Below are 24,571 nucleotides of genomic sequence, written 5' to 3'. Positions count from 1 at the left end.
CCGCCGATTTTGTTGTTAATGCGCCCCCTTCCGGGGGCGCACTGTTTTGGCTGGGTATTGAACAAACCCATAGCCGCAGCCATCAGCGCTCGGGCGTGGCCGAGATTGGCGTAGGGTGCGCGGCGATCACCAGCTTGACGAAGCTGTCGCGGATGGGATCGGCAAACAGGGGATTCCATACCAGACTGACCTCCCACTCGGAATTGGGGCCAGAGAGAGGATAGAGGGTGACGTCAGGGCCGGCGATAAAGCTGACACTGCGCGGCAGGATGGCGTTGCCGATCCCGGCGGCGACCAGCGCTACCAGAGTCTGGATATCTTCGGCCTCCTGGATCATCCCGGTCAGCCGGTTGGCGCCGAGAAAGCTGGCGATCTGCTGGCTGAGGCCGGGGCAGCGATGGCCCACCATCTGCAGCAGCGGTTGGCTGGTCAAGGCCTGCTGGAGATCAAATGCAGCCGGATCTGGCTGGGTCATCCGGGTTGGCACCGCCAGCACCAGCCGATCGATCAGCAACCTGTGTTCGCGCAACTGCGGCAGCTCGGGGCGGCGCATAAAGCCAAGCTGGAGTTGACCGGAGAGCAGCTGCTCCTGCTGGATAGCGGAGGGCATGTCCTGCAGATGCACCATCACATCGGGCACCTGCTGTTTGAAGCGGGCGACCAGCGAGGGGGCCAGCGCAAAGCTCGACAGACCAAAGCCAATCTTGAGCCGACCGGCAACTCCGCTCGCCACCGCCAGCGCATGGCTCTCGAACTCCCGCCCGTGTTCGACCAGCGCACTCGCCTGGGTCAGCAGCTGGGCGCCGACGGCGGTCAGTTCGGCGCCGTGACGACCGCGATTGAAGAGGGTGCTGCCGAGGGTCTGCTCCAGTCCCTGGATCTGCTTGGTGAGGGCGGGCTGGGTAATGAAGAGGCGATTGGCCGCTTCCCGGTAGTTGGCGGTCTCGGCCAGCATCACGAACGCCTGCAGTTGTTTGAGGTCGAATTTCATTCCGTTTGATTATCGAAAGTGGCCATTTGCTCATTATAAATTATCTAAACGCCCTGTTCTAATGGCGCTGAAAGGGGAGCCGAGTCCCCTCCGGTCTGGAACAAGGAGTCATATCATGTCGACCCAACGCTATCTCTTTTTGATCAAAGGCACCCTGGTGCTGGCCCAGCCGCTGGCCGCGCCTGAAACGGGGGAGCTGCTCGCCAGCCTGCTGCAACAGGGGTTTGTGGTCGGCCCGCTGCAGGTGTGGGCTGGCTGCGCCGAACAGGCGCTCGCCTGTTATGAACGTGCCGCCCAGCAGCAGGCTTTTGCCGATGCGTTGCAGGGAGCTGAGTCTGAGCTTACGGGAGTATCGGCATGATTACCGGCATGAGTCGCGAACCGGCCGTTTGTATAGGTGGTACAAAAACCATGGCGGTCGCCGCCCTGCTGCTCGATATGGATGGCACCCTGGTCTGCTCGACCGACGATGTGGAGCAGGTATGGCGGATCTGGTGTCGTGAACATCAGCTCGATCCCGAGCCGGTGCTGGCGATGTGCCACGGCATGCGCTCGCGGGAGGTGATCCGGGCGCTGGCCCTGCAACTGGATGTGGAGCGGGAGGCGGCGCGGCTCGACGAGCTGGAGATGTTGCACACTGGCGGCGAGGCCATCGCTGGGGCTGGCGAGTTGCTGCGCCGCTTGCCGCCAGAGCGCTGGGCTATCGTGACCTCCGCCAGTGATCGGGTGGCCCGTCACCGCCTGCATTGTGCCGGTTTGCCACTGCCCGCTGTGCTGGTGGGGGCCGAAGCTGTGGTCAATGGTAAACCCGATCCCGAGCCCTATCTGCTGGGGGCTGAACGGCTTGGCGTCTCGCCCGCTCGTTGTCTGGTGTTCGAGGATGCCCCGGCCGGTATCGAGAGCGCCCTGAACGCAGGCTGCGCCGTGGTACAGGTGGGGGGCGATGCGCCGCTCAATCCGGCGGTGGTGGCGGTGATCCGCGACTGGCGCGAGGTGAAGGTGGAGTTGGGGGAAGATGACTCCCTGCTGGTGACGCTGCCCGCCTGAGCGGTGGAGAGATCACGTTGCAGCCACAGCCAGCCGCAATAAAAACGCCCCCGAACTGCGGGGGCGTTTTGCTATCTGACCGTTATTTGAAAACGCGGAAACGAGTGGCGTCGTCGATAAAGGTCTTGTCTCCGGCCGGTTGCTTGATGCTGCCAAAAGGCATCTGGGCGCGCAGCAGCCAGCTGGCGGGCAGGTTCCACTCCTTGCGTACCGCCTCGTCGATAAGCGGGTTGTAGTGTTGCAGGGAGGCGCCGACCTTCTCCTGCGCCAGCGTCGTCCACACCGCAAACTGGGCGATGCCGGTGGCATGTTCCGACCAGATGGGGAAGTTGTCGGCATAGAGGGCGAACTTTTGCTGCAGATCCTTGATGACGTCGGTGTCCTCAAAGAACAGCACTGTGCCGAAGCCTGCGCGGAAGCTGCCATCCACCTTGGCCTCACTCTGGGCGTAGGCCTCCGGCGGTACGATCTTTTTCAGCTCGGCTTTGACGATATCCCACAGCTTGTGGTGCTGGGCGCCAAACAGGATGACGGCGCGGGAGCTCTGGGAGTTGAAAGAGGAGGGGCTGTGCCTGATGGCATCCTGGATCAGGGCCGTCAGCTGCTCCGGCGTATGGGAGACCTGGTCACCCAGGGCATAGATGGTACGACGTGCTTTGATCTGCTCGATAAACGGACTGCTCATAACATCTCCTTTGCTTGATAGTCACCGGGCGCCAGCCTTGTGGCCAGCCATCCCCTGTTGTTCAAGCTATAGACTATACCACCCGATTATCTTCCGGGCGTTTACATGCAGTGGGTTCACTTTCAACCGGGGGTAAAAAACCGTCTGCAGGCGACCGGATTGATCGCCTGCAGATGGAGCTGGTTTAGCTGAACAGCAGGTAGGAGAGGGTCATGCAGCAGATGATGCCCGAGATGATGGGTACCGAGGTGCGCTTGATAATCTCGATGGGGTTGCTGCCGGTGATCGAGGCGATGACGATGATCACCGCGGCGACCGGCGACATGGAGCGGATCAGGTTGGCGGTGAGCTGCATCGGCAGGGCCACCGCGACGCTGTTGACCCCGACCTTCTCGGTGATCTCGGGAATGATGTTGATAAAGGAGTAGAAGACCGCCAGGCCGCTGCCGCTGATAAAACCGATCAGCGCCGCCGTGCCGGAGAAGAAGAACATCAGGATGGAGCCGACGCCATCGATGTGCTTCACGCTATCGACCAGGGTATCTATGATGCCGATGGCTTTCAGTCCCTCCACCAGCATGCTGGCCGCCACGATGAGCGAGACCACCTGAGCGAGCCCCGTCCCCATACCGGTGAAGAAGATGGCGAACTCCTTGCTGGTCTCCTTGATATTGCCTTTGCGCAGCAGCTCCACCCCTATGGTGAGCAGCAGGCAGACGAAGGTGATCTCCACCAGCCCGAGGGAGATATGGGTGAAACAGATGCCGAACAGCAGCACCAGCACCAGTGGCAGCACCGGAAAGAGGCCGTAGTAGGCGGGCGGCAAGCCGGTGGGAACGGCAAGCGACTCCTCTTTTTCCTCCAGTCCGCCGCGCGCCTGCTGGCGCTTGTCCATCGCCTTTTGCCAGAAGTAGTGCACCACCGCCATCAAGGCCAGCGTCGGTAGCGAGATGGGAGCGTGGTAGGAGACGATGTACTCCACCAGCGGGATCCCCAGCTTCTGGGCGGCCAGCACGTTATCGGCCCCCAGCGGGCTGGGCATGATGGTGGCAGTGGTGGCAATGACGGCCCCCGCGGTAAGGGAGGACATGTTCGACGCCTTGAGCACCGGATAGAGGGTGGCCATCAGCAACACTGCCAGACTGGCAGCGCTCGGCACCACCAGCGAGAGCAGGTTGCCCAAGAGGAAAATCACCGGCACCAGCAGATAGGGGGAGCGGATACGGCTCAAGGGGCGGGTCAGCAGCATGACGGTGACGTCGTTGGCGCCGATGTGGCTCATGTAGCTGGAGAAGCCGAACAACACCATGATGGTGAGGCCGACATTGCCCATCTGGCTGATGAAGATCTGCTTGATCTGGACGAAGGGATCAAGCCAGCTGAGGCCGCTGCTTTGCGCCGCAGGCAGCAGGGGGTGGCCGAGTCCGACGGCGGCAAACATCAGCAGCAGTCCGGCGCCAAACAGCACTATCTTGGCATCGTAGTTTTTGGCGATGAGATAGCCGCAGATGACCAGGATCAGGGTGCTGACAATTATTTCCAGCATGTTTCCAACACTCTCTTCTTGATGTGAATGGGCCAGCGAGCTGGCGGTTCGGGATCAGATGGCGCGGGCAAGGGTCTCCATGCACCAGGCCCTGAATCCGGGCACGTCGATATCGAGGCACACCTCGGCGTTGGGCGCTCGCTTGAGCCGGTTGTTGATATCCACCGAGGTGGTGCCGAGGGTGTGCTCACCCCGGGTCTCGATGGCCACATGGCAGGCCCGGGTGATAAAGAGGTCGGGGCGTACCAGATAGGCGATGGCGCAGAGATCGTGCATCTTGAGCCCGGTCTGCATGCTGCCGCCGCGATAGTGGCCGAACAGGGCGTGGAGCATGGCGCCGGTGCGGTTGAGGGCGGGCAGCGCCGCAATCATCTCGCCGGTCAGGGTGGCCCGGCTGGTGACATCGAGCCCGCACATCACGATGGGCAGACCGCTGCTGAAGACGATGTGGGCCGCCTCGGGATCCACGTAGATATTGAACTCGGCATTGGGGGTGTGGTTGCCCCGACCGGCCGAGCCGCCCATCAGCACGATCCGCCCGATCTTCTCCCGACACTCGGGGTGCAGGGTGAGCAGCAGGGCGATATTGGTCAGCGGCCCGATGGGCACCAGCGTCATGGGTTGTTCGCTGGCGAGCAGGGTGGCCTTCATGGCTTCGACGGCATGCATAGGCAGCGGCTGTTGCCCGGGCTCGGCAAACTCGTAACCATCGAGGCCGGAGTGGCCGTGGATATGACTGGCATTGTCGAGGGGGCGCACTAGGGGCTGGCTGGCCCCCTGTGCCACTGGCACCTCTTTGCCGAAAAAGTGCAGCAGGCGCAGGGCGTTGCGGGTGGTCTTGCTGACATCGACGTTGCCGGCGACCGTGGTGATGAGCGCCAGCTCGATCCCGGGATGAAACAGGGCGGCGGCGATGGCAACGGCATCGTCGATGCCGGGGTCGGTATCCAGAATAATGGCGACAGGGTTCACGCTGTTCTCCTCGGTGTTAATCGGCTTGGCTGGCATCGTGGGGCCAGCAGCAGATGAAGGGATCGACAATCTCGCGGGTCAGGCCATCGGTGAGGCCGAGATCGGTCAGATGGGGCCCCGCATTGCAGGCAAGACAGGTTCCCTCGATGGCCTTGAAGACCCGGTAGGGGGGCACCCACTCCACCACCTTGCCGCTCACTTCGCGCAGGGCGTGGAAGCTGGCGGCCAGCTCGCTGGCAGGCAGGTCGGAGAGCATGCCGGCGATGGGCATGGCAACGTGGGCCAGCACCTCACCCTGCTGGACGACCGCCATGCCGCCTCCGCTGGTGATCAGGGTGTTGGCGGCCAGCATCATCTCTTGCGGGTCGCGCCCCAGCACCACCAGATTGTGGGAGTCGTGGGAGTAGCTGGTGGCGATGGCCCCCTGCAGCTCGCCCCACCCCTCCAGTAGTGCCAGCCGGGTGCCTGCCTGATGGCGGCCGTGACGGTGTTGCACCGAGATAAGGCTAAATCCCGCTGGCACGATCACCTGACCATCCCGAACCTCAACTTCGGTTTCACTCCACTGGGTGAAGCGAGCCCCCTTGATGGTTTTGAAGCGGGCCCGCCCCGCAGTCAGCCCGGGCACCCGGATGATGAACTCCTCCAGCGTGCGCAGGGGGATCTGCATGGTATCGCGTGGCGCCTGACAACCTGCGACAGGCTCGGAGGGTTTGAGAATGGCGCCATGGCGGGCGACCCGCTGGCCACCGCTGTAGACCCAGATCGGGTTGAGATCGGTGAGGTTGTCGAACACCACCAGATCGGCGCAGCGGCCGGCGGCAACCAGCCCCAGATCGTTGCGCTGCAGCCGGATGGCGGCATTGAGAGTGGCCATACGCAGCACGTCGGGCACCGCCAGCCCCAGCTCTGCCAGCAGCTTGACCAGCGCGATCATACCTCCCTTCTCCAGCAGCATGTCGGGCGGCACATCGTCGGTACAGAGGGTGATTTGGGAGGAGAGGTGGGGCAGCTGTTTCAGCGCCGCGACGATCTCCGGCAGCAGATAGGGGTGGGAGCCGCGCAACTGCAGGGTGAGGCCTGCCCGCAGCTTCTCCAGCGCATCGGCAGCCGAGGTGAGTTCGTGATCCGAGCTGACTCCGGCGGCCAGATAGGCTTGCAGCCGGTTACCACTGAGGCCCCGGGCGTGTCCCTCAATCAGGGCATTGCGCTGCAAACCGGCGTGCAGGATGCCGGTCATCCGCTCGCTGCCGCCCAGCACCCCCTGCATGTCCATCACTTCGGCGATCCCCGCCACCTCCGGCCACTCCAGCATGGTGGCCATCTCGGGGCCGTGGAAGTCGGCGCCCGACATCTCGAGACCCGGGGTGGAAGGAACGCTGGAAGGTGCGGCGCAGATGACCCGCAGCGGCAGATTGCGGCTGGCGTCGATGGCATAGCGCACCCCTGCCAGCCCGAGCACATTGGCCAGCTCGTGGGGATCCCAGAAGATGGTGGTGGTGCCCTGCGCGACCACCACATCGGCGTAGCGCTCAGGTGTGAGGTGGGAGCTCTCCACATGGACATGGCTGTCGATAAGACCGGGCGAGAGATAGGCACCTGCCAGATCGTGGGTCTCGCGCGCCTGCTGGAAGGTGCCGACCGGATGAACGCTGGCGATCAGCGGGCCGACCAGCCCCACGTCGACGGGGCGGATCTCGCCGGTCACCATGTCGATCAGGTTGGCATTGGTCAGCAGCAGATCGAAGGGCGCTTCGCCGAGGGCAGCCTGTACGGCGCGGCGGCGCAATTCAAGGGAAGCATCTTGTTCACACATGGGCAGAGGGGGCCTGACAAGGGGAATAATGGGCACACTTTAGGGAGGGGATTGGCCCGTGCATAGCGCAAAGAATTTATAACTGGATAAGAAAGGGTTATGCTGTTGCAAACGTTTTTCTCCGGTTGTCGATTTCATGTCCGAACCTTGGCGCCGTCTGCCTGCGCTCTCTCTCAAGCAGATCCAGTATTTTGTCACGCTGGCCCAGCTGCGCCACTTCACCGAAACGGCCAATCAGATGGCCATCAGCCAGCCTGCCCTGAGCAGTGCCCTGCGCCAGATTGAATCTGTGCTTGGCGGCAAACTGTTTCACCGCACCGCGCAGGCGGTCACCCTGACCGAACAGGGGGAGGCGATTTTGCCCCACGCCAAGGGGCTGCTCAATGTGGCCCACGCCGCTTTTGCCGACATGCAGCAGGTGATGGCAGAAGGGGGCTATGGCACCCTGCGCATCGGTCTGATCCCGTCGGCCTGCACCCTGATGTTTCCGCTGGCGGCCGCCCGTCTGCAGCAGCAGTTTCCGGGCTTGCGGGTCGAGTTTCAGGATCACACCAACGACGGTCTGTTGCAGGCGCTGGCCGAGGGGTCTCTGGATGCGGGGATTGGCGTGCTGGATGGCGAGTTGCCCGATTCGCTGGAGGTGACGCCGCTGCTGGACGATGCGCTGGTGGCGGTGATCAACCGGCAGGATCCGCTGGCAGGGGAAGAGGCCATCAGCTGGCAGGAGCTGACCCGCCGCGACATAGCCCTCTTTGCCAGAGGCAACGTCAGCCGGCAGGTCAATGGACTGGCCCAGAGCCAGCTGCCCAGGCTCAAACCCAGATACACCACAGAGTATGTCGAGACGCTTTACGGCCTAGTGCGCTCCGAGCTGGCGGTTGCCATCCTGCCCGGGCTCTATGCCGCGAACCAGTGCGATCCCCAGCTCAAGGTCGTGGCGTTGCACGAACCGGTGCTGAGCCGCACCCTGGCGCTGATGTGGGCGAAGGGGATCTCCCGTTCAACCCGCATCGATGAGGGGCGCGCGCTGCTGCGTCAGGTCATCATGGCGCAATACGCCGCATCCTCCTCTCGCTAACCGGCTGCAGGGCTGGTGACAGGAGCTGTCCGATGGCCGCTTGCCCCTGACGGGAGCAAGTTGTGGCAACTGCCTTTGGTTGCTCGCCTCCACTTCTGATATTTCACCGGTTTCCCCTTCTGATTCAATTCGTTGCATCGATGGCTCCGCCTGCATTCCTGATTTGGCGCAACTTGAGCAGCATGGGGGGCGATTGTCCCCCATCTGGCGCTGGCCCCGCTGCTTTGTATAGTGCCGGTGGAATTAATCAGGTTTGACAGGAGTACCCATGGAGATGAATTCGTGCGCGCTTCGCACACTGGCCCTGTTGGGCGCCTTGCTCGCTGGCAGCACGACCGTGCACGCCTCCGAGACCCTCAATGCCATTCTAGGTGGCGGCGCAGGCGGGGTAGCGGGCACCATGATCGGCAAGGAGTTGGGGGGCGATACCGGTGCGCTGGTTGGTGCGGCCATTGGCGGCGCAGCTGGTGGCGCGGCGACGGCCAACAAGGGCAACAAGAATGAAGCGGCCCTTGGCGGAGCGGTGGGGGCGCTGGGTGGTGCTGCTATCGGCAAGAGTGTCGGTGGTGATACTGGCCAGCTGATCGGCGCAGGGGTTGGCGGAGCAAGTGGCTCGGCCATCGGTGCCAAGACCGGCGATGGCCACCAGAGTCAGGATCGCTATTACGATGATGATGACCACCATCACAAGCACCACAAAAAGCACAAGAAGCATAAAAAACACAGATGGCATGACGACGATTGATCGCCATCTGTCGTGAATGGTGGGAATGAAACAACGGGGCCAGTGGGCCCCGTTTTGCATGTTTGCTCAGACCAGCCGGTGCTGGCGGCGACCGGCGGCAAAGGCGTTGATGTTGTCGATCAGCTGGTCGGCCAGCCGCTGCATCGACTCCTCGCTGGCCCACGCTACATGCGGGGTGAGGATGAAGTGGGGGTATTGCAGCGCCTTCATCAGGGGATGGTCAGGGGGCGGGGGTTCGACGCTCGCCACATCGAAACCGGCACCGCCGAGGCGGCCGTTGGCCAGCGCCCGCAGCAGCGCCTCTTCATCCACCAGACCGCCGCGGCCGACGTTGATCAGCAGGGCGCCCGGTTTCATCAATCCCAGCTCCCGCTCGCCAATCAGGTTGCGGGTGTAGGGGGTGAGCGGGCAGTGCAGGCTGATCACATCCGAGCTCTGCAGCAGCTCGTCGAGCGGCAGGCGATCCTCGTCGTGGCTGCCACCGATCTGGCTCTGGGCGTAACGTACCGTCATCCCCATCCCCTTGGCCCGTTCGCCGAGCGCCTGACCCAGGGTTCCCTTGCCGATGATGCCTAGCTGCTTGCCGTGCAGATCCATGATGTTGTGATCGAAGAAGCAGAACTGGCCGCTCTGTTGCCAGCGCCCCTCCAGCAGCGACTGGCGCCAGCAGAAGAGGTTGCGCGACAGGGCCAGCATCAGTGCCATGGCGTGTTCCGGCACCGAGGGGCCCGAGTAGTTGCGGATGTTGCATACCCCGACGTTGGCGGCGCGGCACGCCTCCAGATCCACGTTGTCGCTGCCGGTGGCGGCCAGGGCGATGAGTTTGAGTTCCGGCAGTTGGGCCAGCTCGGCGGCGCCGATGCGCACCTTGTTGATGATGGCGATGCTGGCATCTTTCAGCCGCTCGACCACCTGTTCCGGGGCCGTGCTGGGATAACTCTGCCAGTGGTGGGGAAAGTCGGGATGATGCAGGGTGATGCCCGCATCCAGGGTATCGCTGTCGAGAAACACAATCTGCTGCATGTACCTTCCTGCCATATTCGGGTTTGAATCGTCATGATGCCAAAAAGGGCGCCATCAGAGCCAGTGTACCGCGCCATGGCGGGTGGGCTTTCTCCGGCAGATGTGATGTTGCGCGTGCTTTGTGGCCCTGGTCAGAGCCAGCCCAGATGGTTGAGCCACCCCTGAATGCGGGTGGGGGTTTCGCCCAGTTCCATCAGGGCGTAAGGACGGTAATTGAGCTTGTGGCTGCGTCGGCTCTCGGTCTGGCGAGCCTCGGCTGCCAGCAGCGGCCAGCGGCCGCCATCCTCCTGATAGAGATCCAGAGTCGGGATGGTGCCCTGTGCTATCTCTTTTGCGAGGATCTGGTTGCTCTGCTGGTCGGGGAAGAAGCCATCGAGCAGCACCAGCGCATCGGGGGCGGGCAGCTGTTCGCTGGCGATGAGGTTGGCGGTCCAGGCTGCGCCGGTGCCTTGCGCCAGGATCAGCTTGAAGCCCCCCTCCTGCAGTTTGGCATCGGCCAGTTTGCTGATCCGCTCGGCCAGTTGTTTGCGAAAGGCGTCGCTTTCCTTGGCTTTTTTCTCGGCGGCAGGGTCGAGCTCGGTTTGCTGGGGAGAGGGGAGCAGCAGCAGGGTATCAAAGCCCAGCTGGCTGAGGGCACGGGTCAGTTGCCAGAGCTGGCCGCTGCGCTGCCAGTCGGGCAGCAGGATGGCGAGACCCACATAGTTGTCGCTATCGTGCTTGGCAAACAGCACCGTCTGCTTGTCTATCTGGGTCGCTTCGGGTTGCCCTTTCCAGTCGCTCGCTTGCCAGTGATCGAGGGGGAGTGGCTCCGCGATGGGAGGGGCAACGTCGCTCGCCTGCGCGACATGGCCAGCCAGCATGGTCATTAACAGCAGTGATAAGGATAATCTGGCCATAGTGTGCTCCCCCGGTTATCTGGGTTAGCGGCGGCGGTGGGATTTTCTGAAGGAGGTTGGCGTTATAGCTGCAAACAGGCAATAAAAAAGCGAGCCGGAGGCTCGCTTTTTTGCAATCAATTCAACGTGGTCAATTAGTTGACGCGACGCTTGAATTCACCGGTGCGGGTATCGATTTCGATCTTGTCACCGATTTCTACGAAAGCGGCAACAGCCAGCTCGTAGGTAGTGCCTTTCAGACGGGCAGGCTTGGTCACTTTACCGGAGGTGTCGCCACGGGCAGCCGGTTCGGTGTACTCAACTTCGCGCACGATGGTGGTCGGCAGTTCTACGGAGATGGCTTTCTCGTTGTAGAAAGTCACTTCACACAGATCTTCCATGCCGTCTACCAGGTAGTTCAGCACGTCACCCAGGTTGTCTTTCTCTACGTCGTACTGGTTGTACTCGGTGTCCATAAAGACATACAGGGGGTCGGAGAAGTAGGAGTAGGTGCACTCTTTACGCTCCAGCTGAACAACGTCCAGCTTGTCGTCGGCCTTGAAGACAGTCTCGGTGGCGCTGCCGTTCAGCAGGCCTTTCAGCTTCATTTTGACCACGGCGGAGTTACGGCCGGATTTGTTGAATTCAGCCTTCTGGACCACCATCGGCTCGGTGCCGATCATGACTACGTTACCAGCGCGGATTTCCTGAGCGGTTTTCATGTAAAAAATTCCTGTTCGTGAAACGGACGGATAAAAACTGCCAGATTATATACGGCTTTCCAGAAATTTCACCAACCTCGTGACGAGATCCCCATCCCGGAGCAGCTTCTGTGACCAGAGTCGCCCATGTTGTTGCCAAATCGCGCTGTATTGCGGCCATTGGGCCCAGAGTTCGCGGCAATCTTCACCACGGTTGAGAGCCAGATTGAAGCGGCGCAGCCATTGGGCACAATCGGCAGGCAGATCAGCAAGATAGTGATCGAGGAACTGCTCCAGCTTGACCAGATGGGCCTCCTCCTCCTGTTGGTAGATATGCCAGAGGAAAGGACGAGCCGCCCACTGGGCCCGCACGAAGGAGTCCTCCCCGCGCACCAGATTGAGATCGCAGCTCCACAGCAATCGATCGTAACCAGCCTGATCGGTCATCGGCAGCAGCTTGATGGTGAGGTTGCCCGAGTGGAGCAGCTCCCCCGCTTGGGCCGCAGGGATGGCATCTGCCAGACCGGCGCCGGTGAGCACATCGTTGAGAGAACGCCCCAGCGGCAACAGCAGGGTGACGGGCGTGGTGCTCTGGCACCAGCTCTCGACCAAGCTTTGCAGCGCATCGCTCTCGTAGGTAAAGAGGCTGACCCGCAGCTCGTTCTCTTGTCTGGGCGGCAAACCGAGGCTGGCCCAGTAGGCTGCCAGTCCCGCATCATCTTGCTGCCACAGCTCCCGTTCGGCGATGAGGTCGTGCTCGCACAAAAGGCCGCCGGTTTTAGCGGTAAAGCCCGGGAAGAAGAAGTATTTGTTGAGGCTCTGGTTGCCAACTCGCTGTGGCGAGGCGAGGCCGTGGCAATCCTCGACCCAGCTCTCCGCCGAGAGGTACTCCAGATTGATCCAGCAGGGGGGCCTGGGTTGGCTCGCCATCAGCTCGGCCATTCGTTCAATGAAGGGGGCGGGCAGTTCGCAGGCAAAGGCCTCGATCACCACTCTGGCCGGTGTCATGTCGGTCGGCAGGGTCTCATGCCAGTGCTGGATATAGATGCCATCGACCCACTGGCCATCCCGCGCCGGGTCGAGCCCGGGGCAGATGCGGGCGAAACTTGCCAGATCGTCCACCCAGAGCCGCACCTGAACCTCATCGCCATGTGCCGCAATATTCCCCTCCCGTTTTAGCTGGCGGGCGAGTCGCCAGGTGACGCCGATGTCACCGAAGTTGTCGACGACGCAGCAGAAGATGTCCCAGTCAAACGGGGGCAGGGGAGTTGTCATGGCTCGGGGTTCCAAATGCAAAAAAACCGGTGCGCAGGGTAGCACACCGGTTGACTGGCTTCTAACCGTCAGCGTGTGACGGCGGTCTGTGGCAGGTTACTCCTTGCCATAGACGTTGTTCTCTTGCTCGCGAACCCGGATGAAGGTAGTCCGTTTTGTCAGCTCTTTCAGCTGGCTGGCGCCGACGTAGGTACAGGTGGAGCGCACGCCGCCCAGAATGTCGCGCACGGCATTCTCGACCGGGCCGCGGTATGGCAGCAGCACGGTTTTACCCTCGGAGGCGCGGTATTCGGCGACGCCACCAGCGTGCTTGTCCATGGCGCTGGAGGAGCTCATGCCGTAGAACTTCATGAAGGGCTCACCGTCTACATCGACGATCTCGCCACCGCACTCTTCGTGGGCTGCCAGCATGCCGCCCAGCATCACGAAGTCGGCACCGCCGCCGAAGGCTTTGGCGACGTCGCCCGGGCAGGTACAGCCGCCGTCACCGACGATCTGGCCGCCGAGGCCGTGGGCCGCATCGGCACACTCGATGATGGCAGAGAGCTGCGGATAACCGACGCCGGTCTTGACGCGAGTGGTACAGACCGAGCCCGGGCCGATGCCGACCTTGACGATGTCGGCGCCGGAGAGGATCAGCTCTTCGACCATCTCGCCGGTGACCACGTTGCCCGCCAGAATGACGTGGTTGGGGCAGGCTTCACGAATTTTGCGCACGAACTCGACGAAGTGTTCGGAGTAGCCGTTGGCCACGTCGACACAGATGAAGCGCAGCGCTTCGGACATGGCGAGGATTTGGCGGGTCTTGGCGAAATCTTCAGCCGAGGTGCCGGTGGAGACCATCACATGGCCCAGCAGCGCCGGGTCGGTCTCGTTGACGAAAGCTTGCCACTGCTCAAGGCTGTAGTGCTTGTGTACCGCGGTCATCATCTCGAAACCGGCCAGCGTGCGCGCCATGGCAAAGCTGCCGACGGTATCCATGTTGGCGGCGATAACGGGTACGCCTTGCCATTGGGTCTGAGTGTGTTTGAAGGTGAACTGACGGGTCAGGCTTACTTGGGAACGGCTCTTGAGAGTAGAGCGCTTGGGGCGGAACAGGACATCCTTGAAACCGAGCTTCAAGTCTTCTTCGATACGCATTACAAATTCCTTATTGAGCCTTGTTGAAAGTCACTTTTGCAGTGGCAAATTTTCGGCAGGCGCAAAAAAACCGGTGGTTTTCAGGCCCTCCGGTTTACAACAGTGTAGGCAAAAATCCCTTCAGAACAAGACTGATAATTCGCTCATTGTTGTGGTAGCCTTTGGCGTCACAACCTGAGGCTGGCCACAAGCTTCATCCAGCACCTTATCTTGCCTCCCATTTACCTCTTTTCCCCCTGTTTTCAACCCTATGCAATCGGCGTCGTTGCTGCCACCGACTGTCGTCTGCCGTTGCGGTTTGCAGGGCTGGTTGCGGCTGGTCACTACAAATCGGGTTGACCCCCGGGTTGGCTGTGATAGATCTGGGCGCAATATCGACAATGCGAGAGATCGTGATGGGCAAAAGATTGTTGAGTGCCGCCATCCTGTGGGGGCTCTGTGGCAGCGCACTTGCGGCAACAGCGACCAGCTATGGCTGGGTTGAGAAGGGACTCATCATGCCGATCGGTGTGGCGGTGAAGATGAAGCTCGATACCGGTGCGCTCACCTCCTCTCTTGATGCGCGCTCCCTCGTCCACTTCAAACGGGATGGCAAACCCTGGGTGCGCTTCATGCTGGATGTGACCGATGCCGACAGCGGTGAGCGGGTCAAACAGCAGTTCGAGCGTCCGGTGGAGCAGAGCGTGACCATTCGCGGCGCCGGGGGCATCGAGCAGCGGCCAACCGTCACCATGTCCATCTGTCTGGGGGACAGGGTGTACGAGGAGTGGTTCACCCTGCGGGATCGCAGCGACATGATCTATCCGGTGCTGCTTGGCCGCCGCCTGCTGGCGGATCTCGGCCCGGTGGATGCCGGCCGAACCTTTACCGTGCAGCCAAATTGTCATTGATAGCAAACAGCCCGCATCGCGGGCTGTTTGCTTATCGCTTATCTTGCCGGCGGAAGCGGGAGGAACACACTCACTTCCAGCCCTCCCTCCGGCCGGTTGTGGACATCAAGCTCGGCGCCGTGCAGCTGGGCGATGCGCGAGACAATCGCCATGCCAAGGCCTACGCCATCTCCCTGCTGGGGATTGACCCGAAAGAAGCGCTCGCACAGCCGTGACAGCGCCGCGGTCGGAATACCGGGGCCGTTGTCGCGGATATCGACCCTGACCCTGTGCCCCTCCTGCCGTACCTCGACGGTGATCTCGCCCCCGGCCTGGGTGTAGCGCAACGCGTTGTCGATAAGGTTGCTGAACAGCAGATCGAGCAGGGTGCCCTGACCCATCACCATCAGATTCTCCTCCCCCTCCAGCGAGAGCTGTTGATCCTTTTTCAGGGCGATGGGGGCCAGCGTTGCCAGCGAGGTTTGCAGCAGCTGGCTCAGGTTGAGCTCGCTCTGCACCACCCCTTGCTGGTTGTCGATGCGGGCCTGGGTCAGCAGCTGGCGGATCAGCCGGTCGCTGCGATCGAGGGCCTGCAGCATCTTGAGCATCGATTGCTGGCGGCTCTCCTCATCCTCGGCACTCAGGGCGTTTTCACTGTGGATCCGCAGCACTGCCAGCGGGGTGCGCAGTTCGTGGGCTGCCTCGTTGGTGAACTGTTTCTCCCGTTCGATGGTTTCGGCCAGCGCATGCATCAGGCGGTTGATCTCGTTGGTGAGCGGAGTCAGTTCGTGGGCGCCGATCTTGAGGTTGAGCGGGCTCAGGTTGGCGGGGTGGCGCTCGCTGATCGCTTGCGCCAGCAGGCGAAGGGGCGCCAGACCGCGGGTGATGAGCCACCAGAGCAGCACCAGCAGAAAGGGGAGGGTCAGCAACAGGGGCAGCATGGTAAGGGCCGCCATCTTGCTGGCCAGTTCACTGCGCTCGTCATCCCGCTCGGCCACCACCAGCCAGGTGCGGCCATCCTCATTGTAGAGGGTGAAGGTGCGCCACTGATGGTGATCCTTTTTCACCGTACTGAAACCGCGGGTGAGCTCGACCAGTGGCTGGTCCGGGGCACTGGGGGAGCGCAGCAACATTACCCCCTTGTCGTTGAGCAGCTGGAAGTAGAGGTTGCGCTCGAACTCGTGACCATAGGGGGTGAGTTCCCGATCCTCACCACTCAGATTGAAGCTGGGATCCTTGGTTCACTCGTCGGGGTTTTGCACCTCCCAATCCTGATAGATGGTGCCATTGGCTGGCAGCGCCCCTTGCTGGGCCAGATAGCGCTCCAGCAGCTGGTCGGTAATGCGGGCGGACTGGGCCAGCCGCGCATCGAACAGCTCCTCCATCTCGTGGCTAGCCTCCAGATAGCCGATGACGGCGCTGATAGTGAGGCTGAGCCCCACCAGCGTGAGAATACCGGTGAGCAGAAAGCGGCGGATGGAGCGCGGTTTTTTCATCGGGTGACACTCCGGCTGGCCTGATCAAGCTGGGGAATGATGTAACCGACGCCGCGAATATTGCGGATAAGGTCGCTGTAGAACTTCTTGCGCAGGTGGTGGATGTGTACCTCCACCGCATTGCTCTCAGCCCCCTCGTCCCAGCCGTAGAGGCTCTGTTGCAGCTGCTCCTTGCTCAGCACCCGGCCGCTCTGGCTGATGAGCTCTTGCAGCAACTTGTATTCGTGTGGGGTGAGCTTGACCGGTTCACCCCGATAGGTGACCTGCTGCGCCTCGGGGTAGATGAGGATCTCCCCATACTCCAGCACGGCCTGTACCTGCCCCTTGCTGCGGCGCACCAGCGCGCGCAGGCGAGCGTTGAGCTCCTGCAGGGCGAAGGGTTTGACCATGTAGTCGTCGGAGCCGGCATCAAGGCCGATGACCCGATCGTCGAGGGCATCGCGGGCGGTGAGGATCAGCACCGGCAGCTGGTGCCCTTCGCGGCGCAGCTTGCGCAGCAGGCTGAGGCCGTCGATATCGGGCAGGTTGAGGTCCAGAATGAGGGCGGCAAACTCGTCGCTCTTGAGGGCCGTCAGGGCGGGCAACCCCTGTTGCAGCCAGTCCACCGTATAACCGCTGTGGCGCAAGGCATCCTGCATGCCATCACCCAGCATCACATCATCTTCAACCAGCAGGATCCGCATTGTTATTCCCCTTGAAACGACTCTGCCCACCAGTATGCAAGCTGGTGGGCAGAGTTTAAATAGATCTCTGATACGGCAGAACTTTACAGCTTGGCGAGCCGCTCGCGGATCTCCATTTTGCGGCCCTCGTCCGCCACTTCCCGGCCCGGGCGCGCTGGAGCTGCCATCGCCTTGTCCAGATAAGTTTTGGCCTCAGCCTTGCGCCCCTGATCCAGCAGGAAGTCGCCGTAGAAGAAGTTGGGGTCGATGCCGGTCGGGTTGATGGCCAGCGCCTGCTTGAGCAGCTGCTCCGCTTTCTCGTCATCACCGAAGCCGACTGGCCAGCCGGGTACCTGATAGTAGAGCGAACCCAGGCTGGTGTAGGCGGAGCCCTCCAGCGCCTTGGGATCCTGCTTGATGGCCAGCTCCAGCTTGGCCTTGGCCTCTTTCACCAGCCCCAGCGCCCCCAGTCCGCCCTTGGCGCCAGCCCAGGTACTCTTGACGATGGCCGACCAGATGAGCAGGTCGGTGCGAAATGGCTCCTTGGCGCTGGCCGCTTCGGCCTGGGTGCTCAGGGTTTCGAGGCAGCTCTCTTTCCCTTTGCCGCTCTGCTGGTACTGGCAGACGGCCCACTGCTGCTGGATGGGGGCGAGGGCATCTGTGGCTGCCTGGGCGCAGGTCGAGCCAAGCAGGAGGGCGATGACGCAGGAGGTGGCGGATTTTAGCGCAACGTTCATATCAAAGTTCCTTTTTGGTCGGGATGGGGCGTGAGAGATCGGGCTGCAGCGCCGCGCTGCTCTCGGCCATGCCCGGCTGTTGGCGGGCATAGCGTTTAATGATGGGCAGCTGTTTGGCCAGCGCCTTGTCGACGATGCCGGGCAGCAGGGCATTGAGTCGCACGAACAGCTTCTCCGGCCAGCCGAGCCAGCTGCGGCGGGTCTCGTTGCACAGGGCGATGATGGCCGCTTCGGCTACCTCCTGCGGGCTGTCGGTCTGGGTGCCGAGCGCCGCATTCATCTCGTAGGCCGCTTCGGAGTTGAGTTTGGTACGGGTGGCGCGGGGGGCAAAGTGGAGCACCTTGATGCCGCTGCCCTCCAGCTCCCGCCCCAGCGCCTCGCTAAAGCCGCGCAGGGCGAACTTGGTGGCGCAGTAGACGCTGTAGCCCGGGTAGCCGATGCCGCCAAACCCTGACCCCATGTTCATGATGATCCCCGGTTTGCGCAGGCGGGGCAGCAGGGCGCGGGTCAACTGGATCGGCGCCTCGATATTGAGCAGCAGCTGGCGTTCGACCTGCTCGCTGCTCTGATCTTCCAACCAGGCAAACTGGTTGCAGCCGGCATTGTTGATCAGGATGTCGAGCCCGTTATCCAGCGTCGGGTGTTGCAGCAATTTGGCTCGCTCGTGGGGCACGCCAAGGTCGGCGATCACCACCTGATGGCGCTCGGGGTGTGGCAGCGACTTGCACAGGCGCTCCAGTGCCGGGGCGCGGCGGCCGTGCAGCAGCAGATGGGCGCCCTGGGCGGCCAGCTCCTGGGCCAGCTCCTCGCCAATCCCGCCGCTGGCGCCGGTGAGCAGCACCGTTTTTCCTTCAAGTTTCATGATGCGGATTCCTTCTGGTCACGGCGTGGCGGTGAGGTTGTAGAGCATCTCGCCGTAGAGGCGATAGACCACCTTGGTGGAGTGGATGATGGCGGCCTGATCTGCCGGGCTCTCGACCTTATCCATCAAGGATTCAAAGAACTTGAGGTGCTCCTGATCCAGGGTGCCGTGGGAGCTGAGATAGCTCATCGCCTGCGGGGGCAGCCCGAGGCCGCTTTTCAGCTGGTCGGCTACGGTGAGGGCGATGGCGACGCTGGTGCCTTCCAGCACCTGTACCATGCCGAAGAAGCCCATGGGATTGCCCCGCTGGATCTGATCGTAGAGGAAGGCGACCATCAGCTCGATGGGCAGGCCGGGCTGGCCGTGACGCACCGCCTCGGCATCGCCGCCACAGGCGCGGATGTCATTGAGGATCCACTCCTGATGGCCGTACTCCTCGTCGATGTACTCGGCAATGGCGCCGCGTACCCACTCATACTCCTGACCCAGCTTGCCGCCGGTTGCCATCAGCAGCGGGACAGTGTGGTGCACGTGATAGTAGGCCTGCGCCAGAAAGGCGAGATAGGTGTCGCGACTGATGTCGCCACGGCGGCAAGCTTCGATGATGGGGGCCTTGAAAAGGTGCTCGCGCTCAGTGGCAGTGGCTTGTTGCAGAGTCTGATAGAAGCTCATGAGGATTCTCCTGTTGTGCCGGTTGCAAGGCACTGGCTGATCTGTTGGGCAAACTGGCGATAGGTCTCTTCCCGGCGCACCCGCCCGTTGGCGGTGAGCAGCCCGGGATGCTGGTCGAGTGCCACCGGCAGCCAGTGGTGCAGGCGGGCGTAGTCGGGGAGACGACGATTCAATACTTCGATCTGTTGTGGCAGCTCTGCCTCTTTGCCCGGCAGGGGCTGGATCAGCGCCACGTTGGCGGGCTGGCCATCGCCGAACACCACGATACGGGCGATGGCGGGGCAGAGCTGGGCTTCAGCCTCGACCCACTCGGGGGAGAAGTTGCGGCCAAAGGCGGTGATCTGGACATTCTTCTTGCGCCCGGTGATGTGGAGGTAGCCCTCTTCATCGAGGCGGCCCAGATCCCCCGTGGCAATCTGCTCGGGGATTGACTCATCGCTACCCAGATACCCCAGCATGGCACTGCCGCGTACCAGGATCTCGCCATCGTCGCCGATGGTGACACGGGTGTGGGGCAGGGGGCGGCCAACGCTGCCCGGCTTGTCAGCACCCATGGTGTTGAGGGCCACCACCGAGCAGCACTCCGAGAGGCCATATCCCTCGTAGACCGGCAGACCAAGCTGGCGGGCATGGGCGATAAGATCGGGGGCAACCTTGCCACCGCCGACGGCGATAAAGCGCAGACCGCGCAGCTGCTGGGCCAGCACCGGGGTACTGGTACAGAGCGCCAGCAGCAGGCGCAGCAGCTCGGGCACCAGCACCAGACTGTGAGTTGACCAGCGCAGCAGCGCCTCCCCCAGCATGGCGGGATTGAGCGAGCTGGAGCCGGTGAAGCCGAGTTCGCCGAGCGATGGAATGCGGCTGCAGGCACCGGTCAGCAGCGGCACATAGAGGCCGGTGAGGTTCTCAAGCAGGGTGGCCAGCGGCAGCAGAGTGAGGTGTTTTTCCACCTTGGCTGGCGCGACACGCTCGGCCAACGACTCGCACACCGCCATCATGCTGGCCAGCGAGAGGCAGACCCCTTTGGGCTGGCCCGTGGTGCCGGAGGTGTAGGTGATCTTGGCAGTGCCCTGTGGCAATGCCGGGAGGCTTGCCGGTTTGCGGCGCCAGAGCGGCAGTTCGCCGCTGACCAGCAAGAGCGGCTCGGCAGCGTGCCATCCCTGATGGGCCGGGCCAACCAGCGCATCGGCGCCGCTGCTCTCCAGCAGCCACTCTTGCTGTTCAAGGCTGAAGAAGTGGGGTACCGGTATGACCACGATCCCGGCTTTGGTGCAGGCCAGATCCATTAGCGCCCATGGCAAGCCGTTGTCGAGTTGCAGGGAAAGGCGCTTGATGCCAGCTTGCTGCAGCTTGCCAGCCAGATGCTGGATCTGCTGCCAGAGGCTGTGGTAGTCGAGCCGCTGCTGGCTGCTCAGCAGCGCAGGTGATTGCGGATTCTCGCGGGCATGTTTGGCGATGGCGTCGAACAGGCTCATTGGGCGCACCTTTTCTCACTGGTCAGGGTTGCATCGGTAAAAAGCACTGGCATGGGGGCCAGCAGGTTGAGCAGCAGACTGCTCTGGGCGAGCACTGCCCGCCCCTGATTGATATCTCCCACCATCACCTTGGGCTGGCAGCGGTAGTACTCGCCCCAGGCAGCGGCATCGGCACCGACCTGATGGGCCTGGGCGGGGGCCAGTTCGACCGGATTGAGGCGCAGGCGGGTGAAGCTGTTGCGCAGCTTGGCGGTGCCGGTAAAGACCACATAGTCGAGGGCGTTGTCACACAGCATGCGGCAGAGGGCGGCAAACATCAGGCGGGCATTGCCCGGCTCGCGACAGGCGAGATTGCCCACTTCGATGATGCGCTGGCGGTCGGGGCGAACGCCAAGGCGAGTCTCGATGGAGGCTTCAATCGGTTGCTCCAGATACTGCTCCAGATAGAGGCGATGCTCGCCGGCCTGGCTGCTGGCACGGTTGAGGCCACAGGCACCAACCAGCGTCCCATCGGCGCGATAGAGTCCGATCAGGCAGGGCAGGAAATGGGGAATGCGGGCATTGAACTCCAGGGTGTAGGCATCCTGGATATAGGCTTGCAGCGCCATGACCTGCTGCTCTGATTCGGCCAGGATCAACCGGTAGGGGGCTTGGATCTCGGTGGTCATGGGGAGGCTCCTTCTCTTGCGATGGATTCAGAGTAAAAGCCCAAACTTAAGAAACCCTTAAGCGGCAAAAAAAAGTTGTCAGCATCCGGTACCGCAGGCAAGCTGCCCCCCTGTCGTCATCCCGAGGTACTCCATGTCATCGACTGCCTGTTGCCCCCTCTGTGCCAGCCATCACTCCTATCCCTTGCCGGTGGCGGGCAAGCGCTATCACCGCTGTCGCCAGTGCGAGCTGGTCTGGCTGGATGCGGGCGATCATCTGGATGAGGCGGCGGAGAAGGCGGTCTACGACGGTCACGACAACCGGGTGGATGATCCCCGTTATCGCACGTTTCTGATGCGGGCTTTTGGCGAGGTGCTGGCGCGGGTGCCGCTACCTGCCAGCGGCCTTGATTTTGGCTGCGGTCCCGGCCCTGCGCTGGTGGCGATGGGACGCGAGGCGGGTTACGACATGGTTGGATATGACAAGTTCTATGCCGACTTTCCCGAGTTGCTGACGCGTCAGTATGACTTCATCACCAGTACCGAGGTGATCGAGCACATTGCCGAACCGCGCGCCGTGCTTGACCGGTTGTGGGCCTGTCTCAAGCCCGGCGGCATGCTGGTGCTGCAAACCCAGCGGGTGCTCGGTGACGAGCGGTTCAAAAACTGGCGCTACCGCCACGATCCTACCCATATCGTCTTCTTTGCCGAGGCGTCGTTTCGGGTGCTGGCTGCTCGCTGGCAGGCCGAGCTTGAGTTGCCTCATGCCGATGTGGCGGTATTGCACAAAGGCACGCCCTGAGGCGTGCCTTTTTCTGTTGCTCGTTGGTGGGTTACTGGTCGTAGCCCTTGTCTTGCCACTGGTAGTACATCAGGGCCGACTTGACGCCGATTGACTTGAATGGCTCCGGCGGTAGCCACATCGGCAGCGTCTGCTCGGCGTGGTTGAACCAGGGGTGCTCCTTGCCTTGATAGAGGCTGGCCACAATGTCGCCAAACAGGAAGGAGAGGTTGATGCCGTGGCCGTTGTAGCCGAGGGCGTAGTAGATGTTCTTGTGCTCTCCCATCACCCCCACCGCTTCGGTGCTGTCGCCGGTCATGCCGAGTACCCCGTCCCACACCTGTTCAAACTTGATTCCCTTGAGGGCCGGATAGAGTGTCACCAGCTCCTTCATCATCATGGCGCTGACCCGGTTGAGGTCTCCCTTGTAGTTGAGGCCGTCGTTGAAGACGTACTCGGCATTGCCACCGCCGATGACGATCCGGTTGTCCGGGGTCAACACCAGATGAAACAGGATGTTGCGGGTGTCATAAAAGGGCATCCGGCTCTGCCACTGGATGGCGTTGAGCTGATCCCGGGTAAGCGGTTCGGTCACGGCGCTCTGGGCGTGTACCGGAAAGACCCGGCCGCTGAAGTAGCCAAGTTTTGAGGTGTAGCCGTTGGTCGCCAGCACTATGCTGTCGGCGGTCACCTTGTACTTGTTGGCCACGTTCAGTTCGATCTGCTTCCCCTCCTTGATCCCGAGAACCGGGCTCTGTTCATAGATGGTGACGCCCGCCTGCTCCACCGCCTTGTGCAGGGCGTTGACCAGCTTCATGGCGTGTACCTGACCGCCATTGGGGTCGTAGACGGCGCCTGCGTAGCGGTCGGTGCCGAGTTTCTCTTCGGTGGTGTCGGCGTTCCAGTATTGCAGCGGGATGCCGAGGCGATTGGCGGTTTTTACATAGTCGCGGTACTCGGGAATATCCTCCTCATCGAGGATCGCCTCCACATAACCATCGAGCCTCATATCGGCATCGATGCCGGTCGATTCAACCAGTGCTTGCAGCTTGTGCATGCTGGCGACCGTCAGATCATAGTGGCGCTTGCTCGCTTCCCCCTCTTCATAGAGATCCATCACCTCGGAGCCCGGCAGCACCATGCCGCCGTTGCGGCCCGAGGCGCCGCTGCCGACCTGTTTGGCCTCGAAGATGGCAATCTTGAGCGACGGATTGGCCTTTGCCAGATGCCAGGCGCTGGAGAGGCCGCTGTAGCCGCCACCTATGATGGCGATATCCACCTTCAGATCTTGTGCCAGCGGGGCACTCTCCTCTGCCGGTTTCTCCTTGAACCAGTAGCTGGTGTTGGGCTCAAAGTCGCTCATTTTGGGGCCGCAGGCGGCGAGGAAAAAACAGCTGATACACATGGTCAACGCTCGTTGGCAGAGGGTGGTCGGGTTCATGGTTTGCTCCGGGTTCAGATTGCTTGTTCGGTGTTGCTGGCTGGTTGCGCCGTATTGACCCGGCGTCCGATATCCCGCAGCCGGGCGAGCTGGTCGGCAAGACCGGGCCCTTCATCCAGGCTGCTGACAAAATTCCAGAGGTAGGTCATCACAGCATAGACATGGCCTGCGGAGACCTGGGGTTGGGCCATCAGCATGGTGATGGCGAGCAAAAAGAGCAGGGCCGCGCTGACGCCGACCGCCAGAAAGGCGAGCGCCTCCCGATCCGATACCCGGATACGGATCCATGCGAGGGTACGGTAGTGACGGGCCAGCCTGATTTGCTCGGCATGCGTCACCAGCTTGACCTCGTGCTCCAGCCGGTCGTTGAGGCGCTCATGCAGCAGCTGGTTCTTGCGTGAAAAACCGGGCAGCAACAGACCGAACAGCAGCAGAACCCCCATACAGGCGATACCGACCCAGAACTCGATCACCGTCAGCATGATGGCGGCACCCATGATGGAGACCAGGCTGGTGGCCAGGATCGGGATATGTTTCTCGAAGAAGTCGACAAACTCCCGTGCCAGGGTGACCCGCGCCACTATGGTGGATTGCCCCTCCTGCTGCTGACGCTGGGCCAGGATCACCGGCACCGCCAGCGCTGCATAGATATGGGTAAAGGTGCGGGTATCGACCGCCCGGCGCAGGGCGCCGATGAGCCAGAACAGCAGCACGATGAGGGCATAGCTCGAGGCTTGCCACCACTCTCCCTTGACGATGGCGTCGATGGCAAAGCCGGCGAACAGGGGATAAGCCACCAGCAGGATGTTTTCGAGGGCGACCAGTGAGAAGGTGCCCGCCAGCTTGAGGGGATTGGCCCGTGCAATCGCACCCAGCGAACGACCGGCCGAGTGTGGCAACGGCGTGGCCTGCTCGTTGCAACTGGCTGCCGAAGTGGTTGGTGTTGTCATGGGTTATCTCCTAAGATGTCGGAAATGCTAACTTTGAGCAAGTGCTCAAAGTTTGTTTGAGCGGTCGCTCAAAGTCAAGCGGAAC

The 24,571-nt window shown here is 62.1% G+C and carries 24 protein-coding genes and 1 pseudogene; 6 read left to right on the top strand and 19 right to left on the bottom strand.

All coding sequences use genetic code 11. The features are described from left to right. Positions 1-82: 82 nt before the first annotated feature. Positions 83-991 (bottom strand): LysR family transcriptional regulator, encoded by a 909-nt coding sequence (locus WE862_RS20245; RefSeq protein ID WP_042029813.1) that lies wholly within the window; start codon positions 989-991, stop codon positions 83-85. Positions 992-1,106: 115 nt separating this feature from the next. Here WE862_RS20245 and WE862_RS20240 point away from each other — a divergent pair, with 115 nt between their 5' ends. Together WE862_RS20240 and WE862_RS20235 are read left to right on the top strand one after the other, a co-directional pair. Next, the gene (locus tag WE862_RS20240) at positions 1,107-1,352 is read left to right on the top strand and encodes a hypothetical protein (RefSeq protein WP_042029812.1); all 246 of its coding nucleotides are present in this window, start codon (positions 1,107-1,109) and stop codon (positions 1,350-1,352) included. After that, complete coding sequence (locus WE862_RS20235) at positions 1,349-2,038, top strand: HAD-IA family hydrolase (protein WP_404800997.1); 690 nt, start codon at positions 1,349-1,351, stop codon at positions 2,036-2,038. The genes WE862_RS20240 and WE862_RS20235 overlap by 4 nt, the downstream gene beginning before the upstream one ends. 82 nt (positions 2,039-2,120) lie before the next feature. Here WE862_RS20235 and WE862_RS20230 read toward each other — a convergent pair whose 3' ends face one another. The 4 genes from WE862_RS20230 to WE862_RS20215 all read right to left on the bottom strand — a co-directional run bounded on the left by WE862_RS20230 (position 2,121) and on the right by WE862_RS20215 (position 7,057). Beyond that, positions 2,121-2,723, bottom strand: a complete 603-nt coding sequence (locus WE862_RS20230; protein WP_005348028.1) for a nitroreductase family protein — start codon at positions 2,721-2,723, stop codon at positions 2,121-2,123. A 184-nt stretch (positions 2,724-2,907) separates the two neighbouring features. Further along, positions 2,908-4,269, bottom strand: a complete 1,362-nt coding sequence (dcuC, locus tag WE862_RS20225) for a C4-dicarboxylate transporter DcuC (protein ID WP_042029811.1) — start codon at positions 4,267-4,269, stop codon at positions 2,908-2,910. Between the two features lie 54 nt (positions 4,270-4,323). Next, positions 4,324-5,241: a ribonucleoside hydrolase RihC gene (gene rihC / locus WE862_RS20220; RefSeq protein ID WP_225628339.1), complete on the bottom strand. Its 918-nt coding sequence runs from the start codon at positions 5,239-5,241 to the stop codon at positions 4,324-4,326. A gap of 16 nt (positions 5,242-5,257) precedes the next feature. Next, the gene (locus WE862_RS20215) at positions 5,258-7,057 is read right to left on the bottom strand and encodes an adenine deaminase (RefSeq protein WP_042029809.1); all 1,800 of its coding nucleotides are present in this window, start codon (positions 7,055-7,057) and stop codon (positions 5,258-5,260) included. A gap of 136 nt (positions 7,058-7,193) precedes the next feature. Between WE862_RS20215 and WE862_RS20210 the strand changes: the two genes are divergently transcribed. Beyond that, the gene (locus tag WE862_RS20210; protein ID WP_042029808.1) at positions 7,194-8,135 is read left to right on the top strand and encodes a LysR family transcriptional regulator; all 942 of its coding nucleotides are present in this window, start codon (positions 7,194-7,196) and stop codon (positions 8,133-8,135) included. A gap of 268 nt (positions 8,136-8,403) precedes the next feature. Continuing rightward, positions 8,404-8,880: a YMGG-like glycine zipper-containing protein gene (locus WE862_RS20205; RefSeq protein WP_042029807.1), complete on the top strand. Its 477-nt coding sequence runs from the start codon at positions 8,404-8,406 to the stop codon at positions 8,878-8,880. 66 nt (positions 8,881-8,946) lie between these two features. Here the strand turns inward: WE862_RS20205 and WE862_RS20200 are convergent, their stop codons facing one another. From WE862_RS20200 to WE862_RS20180, 5 genes are all read right to left on the bottom strand, one after another. Beyond that, complete coding sequence (locus WE862_RS20200) at positions 8,947-9,903, bottom strand: D-2-hydroxyacid dehydrogenase (protein WP_042029806.1); 957 nt, start codon at positions 9,901-9,903, stop codon at positions 8,947-8,949. A gap of 131 nt (positions 9,904-10,034) precedes the next feature. Beyond that, entirely contained in the window at positions 10,035-10,799 is a 765-nt protein-coding gene (locus WE862_RS20195) for a DUF3530 family protein (RefSeq protein WP_042029805.1), read from the bottom strand. A 134-nt stretch (positions 10,800-10,933) separates the two neighbouring features. Next, positions 10,934-11,500 carry an elongation factor P gene (gene efp, locus WE862_RS20190; RefSeq protein WP_005335100.1) on the bottom strand — a complete coding sequence of 189 codons (567 nt, stop codon included), beginning with the start codon at positions 11,498-11,500 and terminating at the stop codon, positions 10,934-10,936. 45 nt (positions 11,501-11,545) lie between these two features. After that, positions 11,546-12,754 (bottom strand): elongation factor P maturation arginine rhamnosyltransferase EarP, encoded by a 1,209-nt coding sequence (earP, locus tag WE862_RS20185; RefSeq protein WP_042029804.1) that lies wholly within the window; start codon positions 12,752-12,754, stop codon positions 11,546-11,548. Positions 12,755-12,850: 96 nt separating this feature from the next. Then, a complete protein-coding gene (locus tag WE862_RS20180; protein ID WP_005348017.1) occupies positions 12,851-13,894 on the bottom strand; it encodes a GMP reductase in 1,044 nt (347 codons plus the stop codon). Positions 13,895-14,289: 395 nt separating this feature from the next. Here WE862_RS20180 and WE862_RS20175 point away from each other — a divergent pair, with 395 nt between their 5' ends. Further along, positions 14,290-14,784: an ATP-dependent zinc protease gene (locus WE862_RS20175; RefSeq protein ID WP_042029803.1), complete on the top strand. Its 495-nt coding sequence runs from the start codon at positions 14,290-14,292 to the stop codon at positions 14,782-14,784. Positions 14,785-14,822: 38 nt separating this feature from the next. On the opposite strand, the pseudogene WE862_RS20170 reads toward WE862_RS20175, so the two are convergent. The 7 genes and pseudogenes from WE862_RS20170 to WE862_RS20140 all read right to left on the bottom strand — a co-directional run bounded on the left by WE862_RS20170 (position 14,823) and on the right by WE862_RS20140 (position 21,335). After that, positions 14,823-16,259, bottom strand: a pseudogene (locus tag WE862_RS20170) (ATP-binding protein). Further along, complete coding sequence (locus WE862_RS20165) at positions 16,256-16,942, bottom strand: response regulator (protein WP_033112677.1); 687 nt, start codon at positions 16,940-16,942, stop codon at positions 16,256-16,258. Before WE862_RS20165 ends, WE862_RS20170 begins: the two are co-directional and overlap by 4 nt. Before the next feature lie 83 nt (positions 16,943-17,025). Beyond that, positions 17,026-17,658: a tetratricopeptide repeat protein gene (locus WE862_RS20160; protein ID WP_042029801.1), complete on the bottom strand. Its 633-nt coding sequence runs from the start codon at positions 17,656-17,658 to the stop codon at positions 17,026-17,028. Position 17,659: 1 nt separating this feature from the next. Further along, positions 17,660-18,520 carry an SDR family oxidoreductase gene (locus tag WE862_RS20155; RefSeq protein ID WP_042029800.1) on the bottom strand — a complete coding sequence of 287 codons (861 nt, stop codon included), beginning with the start codon at positions 18,518-18,520 and terminating at the stop codon, positions 17,660-17,662. Positions 18,521-18,538: 18 nt separating this feature from the next. Then, complete coding sequence (locus WE862_RS20150) at positions 18,539-19,192, bottom strand: TenA family transcriptional regulator (protein ID WP_042029799.1); 654 nt, start codon at positions 19,190-19,192, stop codon at positions 18,539-18,541. Further along, positions 19,189-20,667: an AMP-dependent synthetase/ligase gene (locus tag WE862_RS20145; RefSeq protein WP_042029798.1), complete on the bottom strand. Its 1,479-nt coding sequence runs from the start codon at positions 20,665-20,667 to the stop codon at positions 19,189-19,191. The genes WE862_RS20150 and WE862_RS20145 overlap by 4 nt, the downstream gene beginning before the upstream one ends. Next, the gene (locus tag WE862_RS20140; RefSeq protein WP_042029796.1) at positions 20,664-21,335 is read right to left on the bottom strand and encodes a thermostable hemolysin; all 672 of its coding nucleotides are present in this window, start codon (positions 21,333-21,335) and stop codon (positions 20,664-20,666) included. The genes WE862_RS20145 and WE862_RS20140 overlap by 4 nt, the downstream gene beginning before the upstream one ends. 133 nt (positions 21,336-21,468) lie before the next feature. Between WE862_RS20140 and WE862_RS20135 the strand changes: the two genes are divergently transcribed. Further along, on the top strand, positions 21,469-22,116 hold the full coding sequence (locus WE862_RS20135) for a class I SAM-dependent methyltransferase (protein WP_042029794.1): 648 nt from the start codon (positions 21,469-21,471) through the stop codon (positions 22,114-22,116). Positions 22,117-22,147: 31 nt separating this feature from the next. Here the strand turns inward: WE862_RS20135 and WE862_RS20130 are convergent, their stop codons facing one another. Then, positions 22,148-23,536 (bottom strand): NAD(P)/FAD-dependent oxidoreductase, encoded by a 1,389-nt coding sequence (locus WE862_RS20130; RefSeq protein ID WP_042029792.1) that lies wholly within the window; start codon positions 23,534-23,536, stop codon positions 22,148-22,150. 14 nt (positions 23,537-23,550) lie between these two features. Then, positions 23,551-24,486: an ABC transporter six-transmembrane domain-containing protein gene (locus WE862_RS20125; RefSeq protein ID WP_042029790.1), complete on the bottom strand. Its 936-nt coding sequence runs from the start codon at positions 24,484-24,486 to the stop codon at positions 23,551-23,553. Between the last annotated feature and the right edge of the window lie 85 nt (positions 24,487-24,571).

It is taken from the genome of Aeromonas jandaei (assembly GCF_037890695.1).
In the GTDB taxonomy this organism is placed as follows: Bacteria; Pseudomonadota; Gammaproteobacteria; order Enterobacterales; family Aeromonadaceae; genus Aeromonas; species Aeromonas jandaei.
Note: the sequence above shows the minus strand (reverse complement) of the source record. Positions and strands in the feature narration are given on the sequence as shown.

What these genes read in the sequence shown, in the direction of transcription:
- earP (WP_042029804.1), bottom strand. Translation starts at nt 12,754, where the DNA reads ATGACAACTCCCCTGCCCCCGTTTGACTGGGACATCTTCTGCTGCGTC.
- WE862_RS20210 (WP_042029808.1), top strand. Translation starts at nt 7,194, where the DNA reads ATGTCCGAACCTTGGCGCCGTCTGCCTGCGCTCTCTCTCAAGCAGATC.
- WE862_RS20165 (WP_033112677.1), bottom strand. Translation starts at nt 16,942, where the DNA reads ATGCGGATCCTGCTGGTTGAAGATGATGTGATGCTGGGTGATGGCATG.
- WE862_RS20235 (WP_404800997.1), top strand. Translation starts at nt 1,349, where the DNA reads ATGATTACCGGCATGAGTCGCGAACCGGCCGTTTGTATAGGTGGTACA.
- WE862_RS20180 (WP_005348017.1), bottom strand. Translation starts at nt 13,894, where the DNA reads ATGCGTATCGAAGAAGACTTGAAGCTCGGTTTCAAGGATGTCCTGTTC.
- WE862_RS20135 (WP_042029794.1), top strand. Translation starts at nt 21,469, where the DNA reads ATGTCATCGACTGCCTGTTGCCCCCTCTGTGCCAGCCATCACTCCTAT.
- WE862_RS20125 (WP_042029790.1), bottom strand. Translation starts at nt 24,486, where the DNA reads ATGACAACACCAACCACTTCGGCAGCCAGTTGCAACGAGCAGGCCACG.
- WE862_RS20245 (WP_042029813.1), bottom strand. Translation starts at nt 991, where the DNA reads ATGAAATTCGACCTCAAACAACTGCAGGCGTTCGTGATGCTGGCCGAG.
- WE862_RS20130 (WP_042029792.1), bottom strand. Translation starts at nt 23,536, where the DNA reads ATGAACCCGACCACCCTCTGCCAACGAGCGTTGACCATGTGTATCAGC.
- WE862_RS20140 (WP_042029796.1), bottom strand. Translation starts at nt 21,335, where the DNA reads ATGACCACCGAGATCCAAGCCCCCTACCGGTTGATCCTGGCCGAATCA.
- WE862_RS20240 (WP_042029812.1), top strand. Translation starts at nt 1,107, where the DNA reads ATGTCGACCCAACGCTATCTCTTTTTGATCAAAGGCACCCTGGTGCTG.
- WE862_RS20215 (WP_042029809.1), bottom strand. Translation starts at nt 7,057, where the DNA reads ATGTGTGAACAAGATGCTTCCCTTGAATTGCGCCGCCGCGCCGTACAG.
- WE862_RS20155 (WP_042029800.1), bottom strand. Translation starts at nt 18,520, where the DNA reads ATGAAACTTGAAGGAAAAACGGTGCTGCTCACCGGCGCCAGCGGCGGG.
- WE862_RS20200 (WP_042029806.1), bottom strand. Translation starts at nt 9,903, where the DNA reads ATGCAGCAGATTGTGTTTCTCGACAGCGATACCCTGGATGCGGGCATC.
- WE862_RS20205 (WP_042029807.1), top strand. Translation starts at nt 8,404, where the DNA reads ATGGAGATGAATTCGTGCGCGCTTCGCACACTGGCCCTGTTGGGCGCC.
- WE862_RS20160 (WP_042029801.1), bottom strand. Translation starts at nt 17,658, where the DNA reads ATGAACGTTGCGCTAAAATCCGCCACCTCCTGCGTCATCGCCCTCCTG.
- WE862_RS20145 (WP_042029798.1), bottom strand. Translation starts at nt 20,667, where the DNA reads ATGAGCCTGTTCGACGCCATCGCCAAACATGCCCGCGAGAATCCGCAA.
- efp (WP_005335100.1), bottom strand. Translation starts at nt 11,500, where the DNA reads ATGAAAACCGCTCAGGAAATCCGCGCTGGTAACGTAGTCATGATCGGC.
- WE862_RS20195 (WP_042029805.1), bottom strand. Translation starts at nt 10,799, where the DNA reads ATGGCCAGATTATCCTTATCACTGCTGTTAATGACCATGCTGGCTGGC.
- WE862_RS20150 (WP_042029799.1), bottom strand. Translation starts at nt 19,192, where the DNA reads ATGAGCTTCTATCAGACTCTGCAACAAGCCACTGCCACTGAGCGCGAG.
- WE862_RS20230 (WP_005348028.1), bottom strand. Translation starts at nt 2,723, where the DNA reads ATGAGCAGTCCGTTTATCGAGCAGATCAAAGCACGTCGTACCATCTAT.
- dcuC (WP_042029811.1), bottom strand. Translation starts at nt 4,269, where the DNA reads ATGCTGGAAATAATTGTCAGCACCCTGATCCTGGTCATCTGCGGCTAT.
- WE862_RS20175 (WP_042029803.1), top strand. Translation starts at nt 14,290, where the DNA reads ATGGGCAAAAGATTGTTGAGTGCCGCCATCCTGTGGGGGCTCTGTGGC.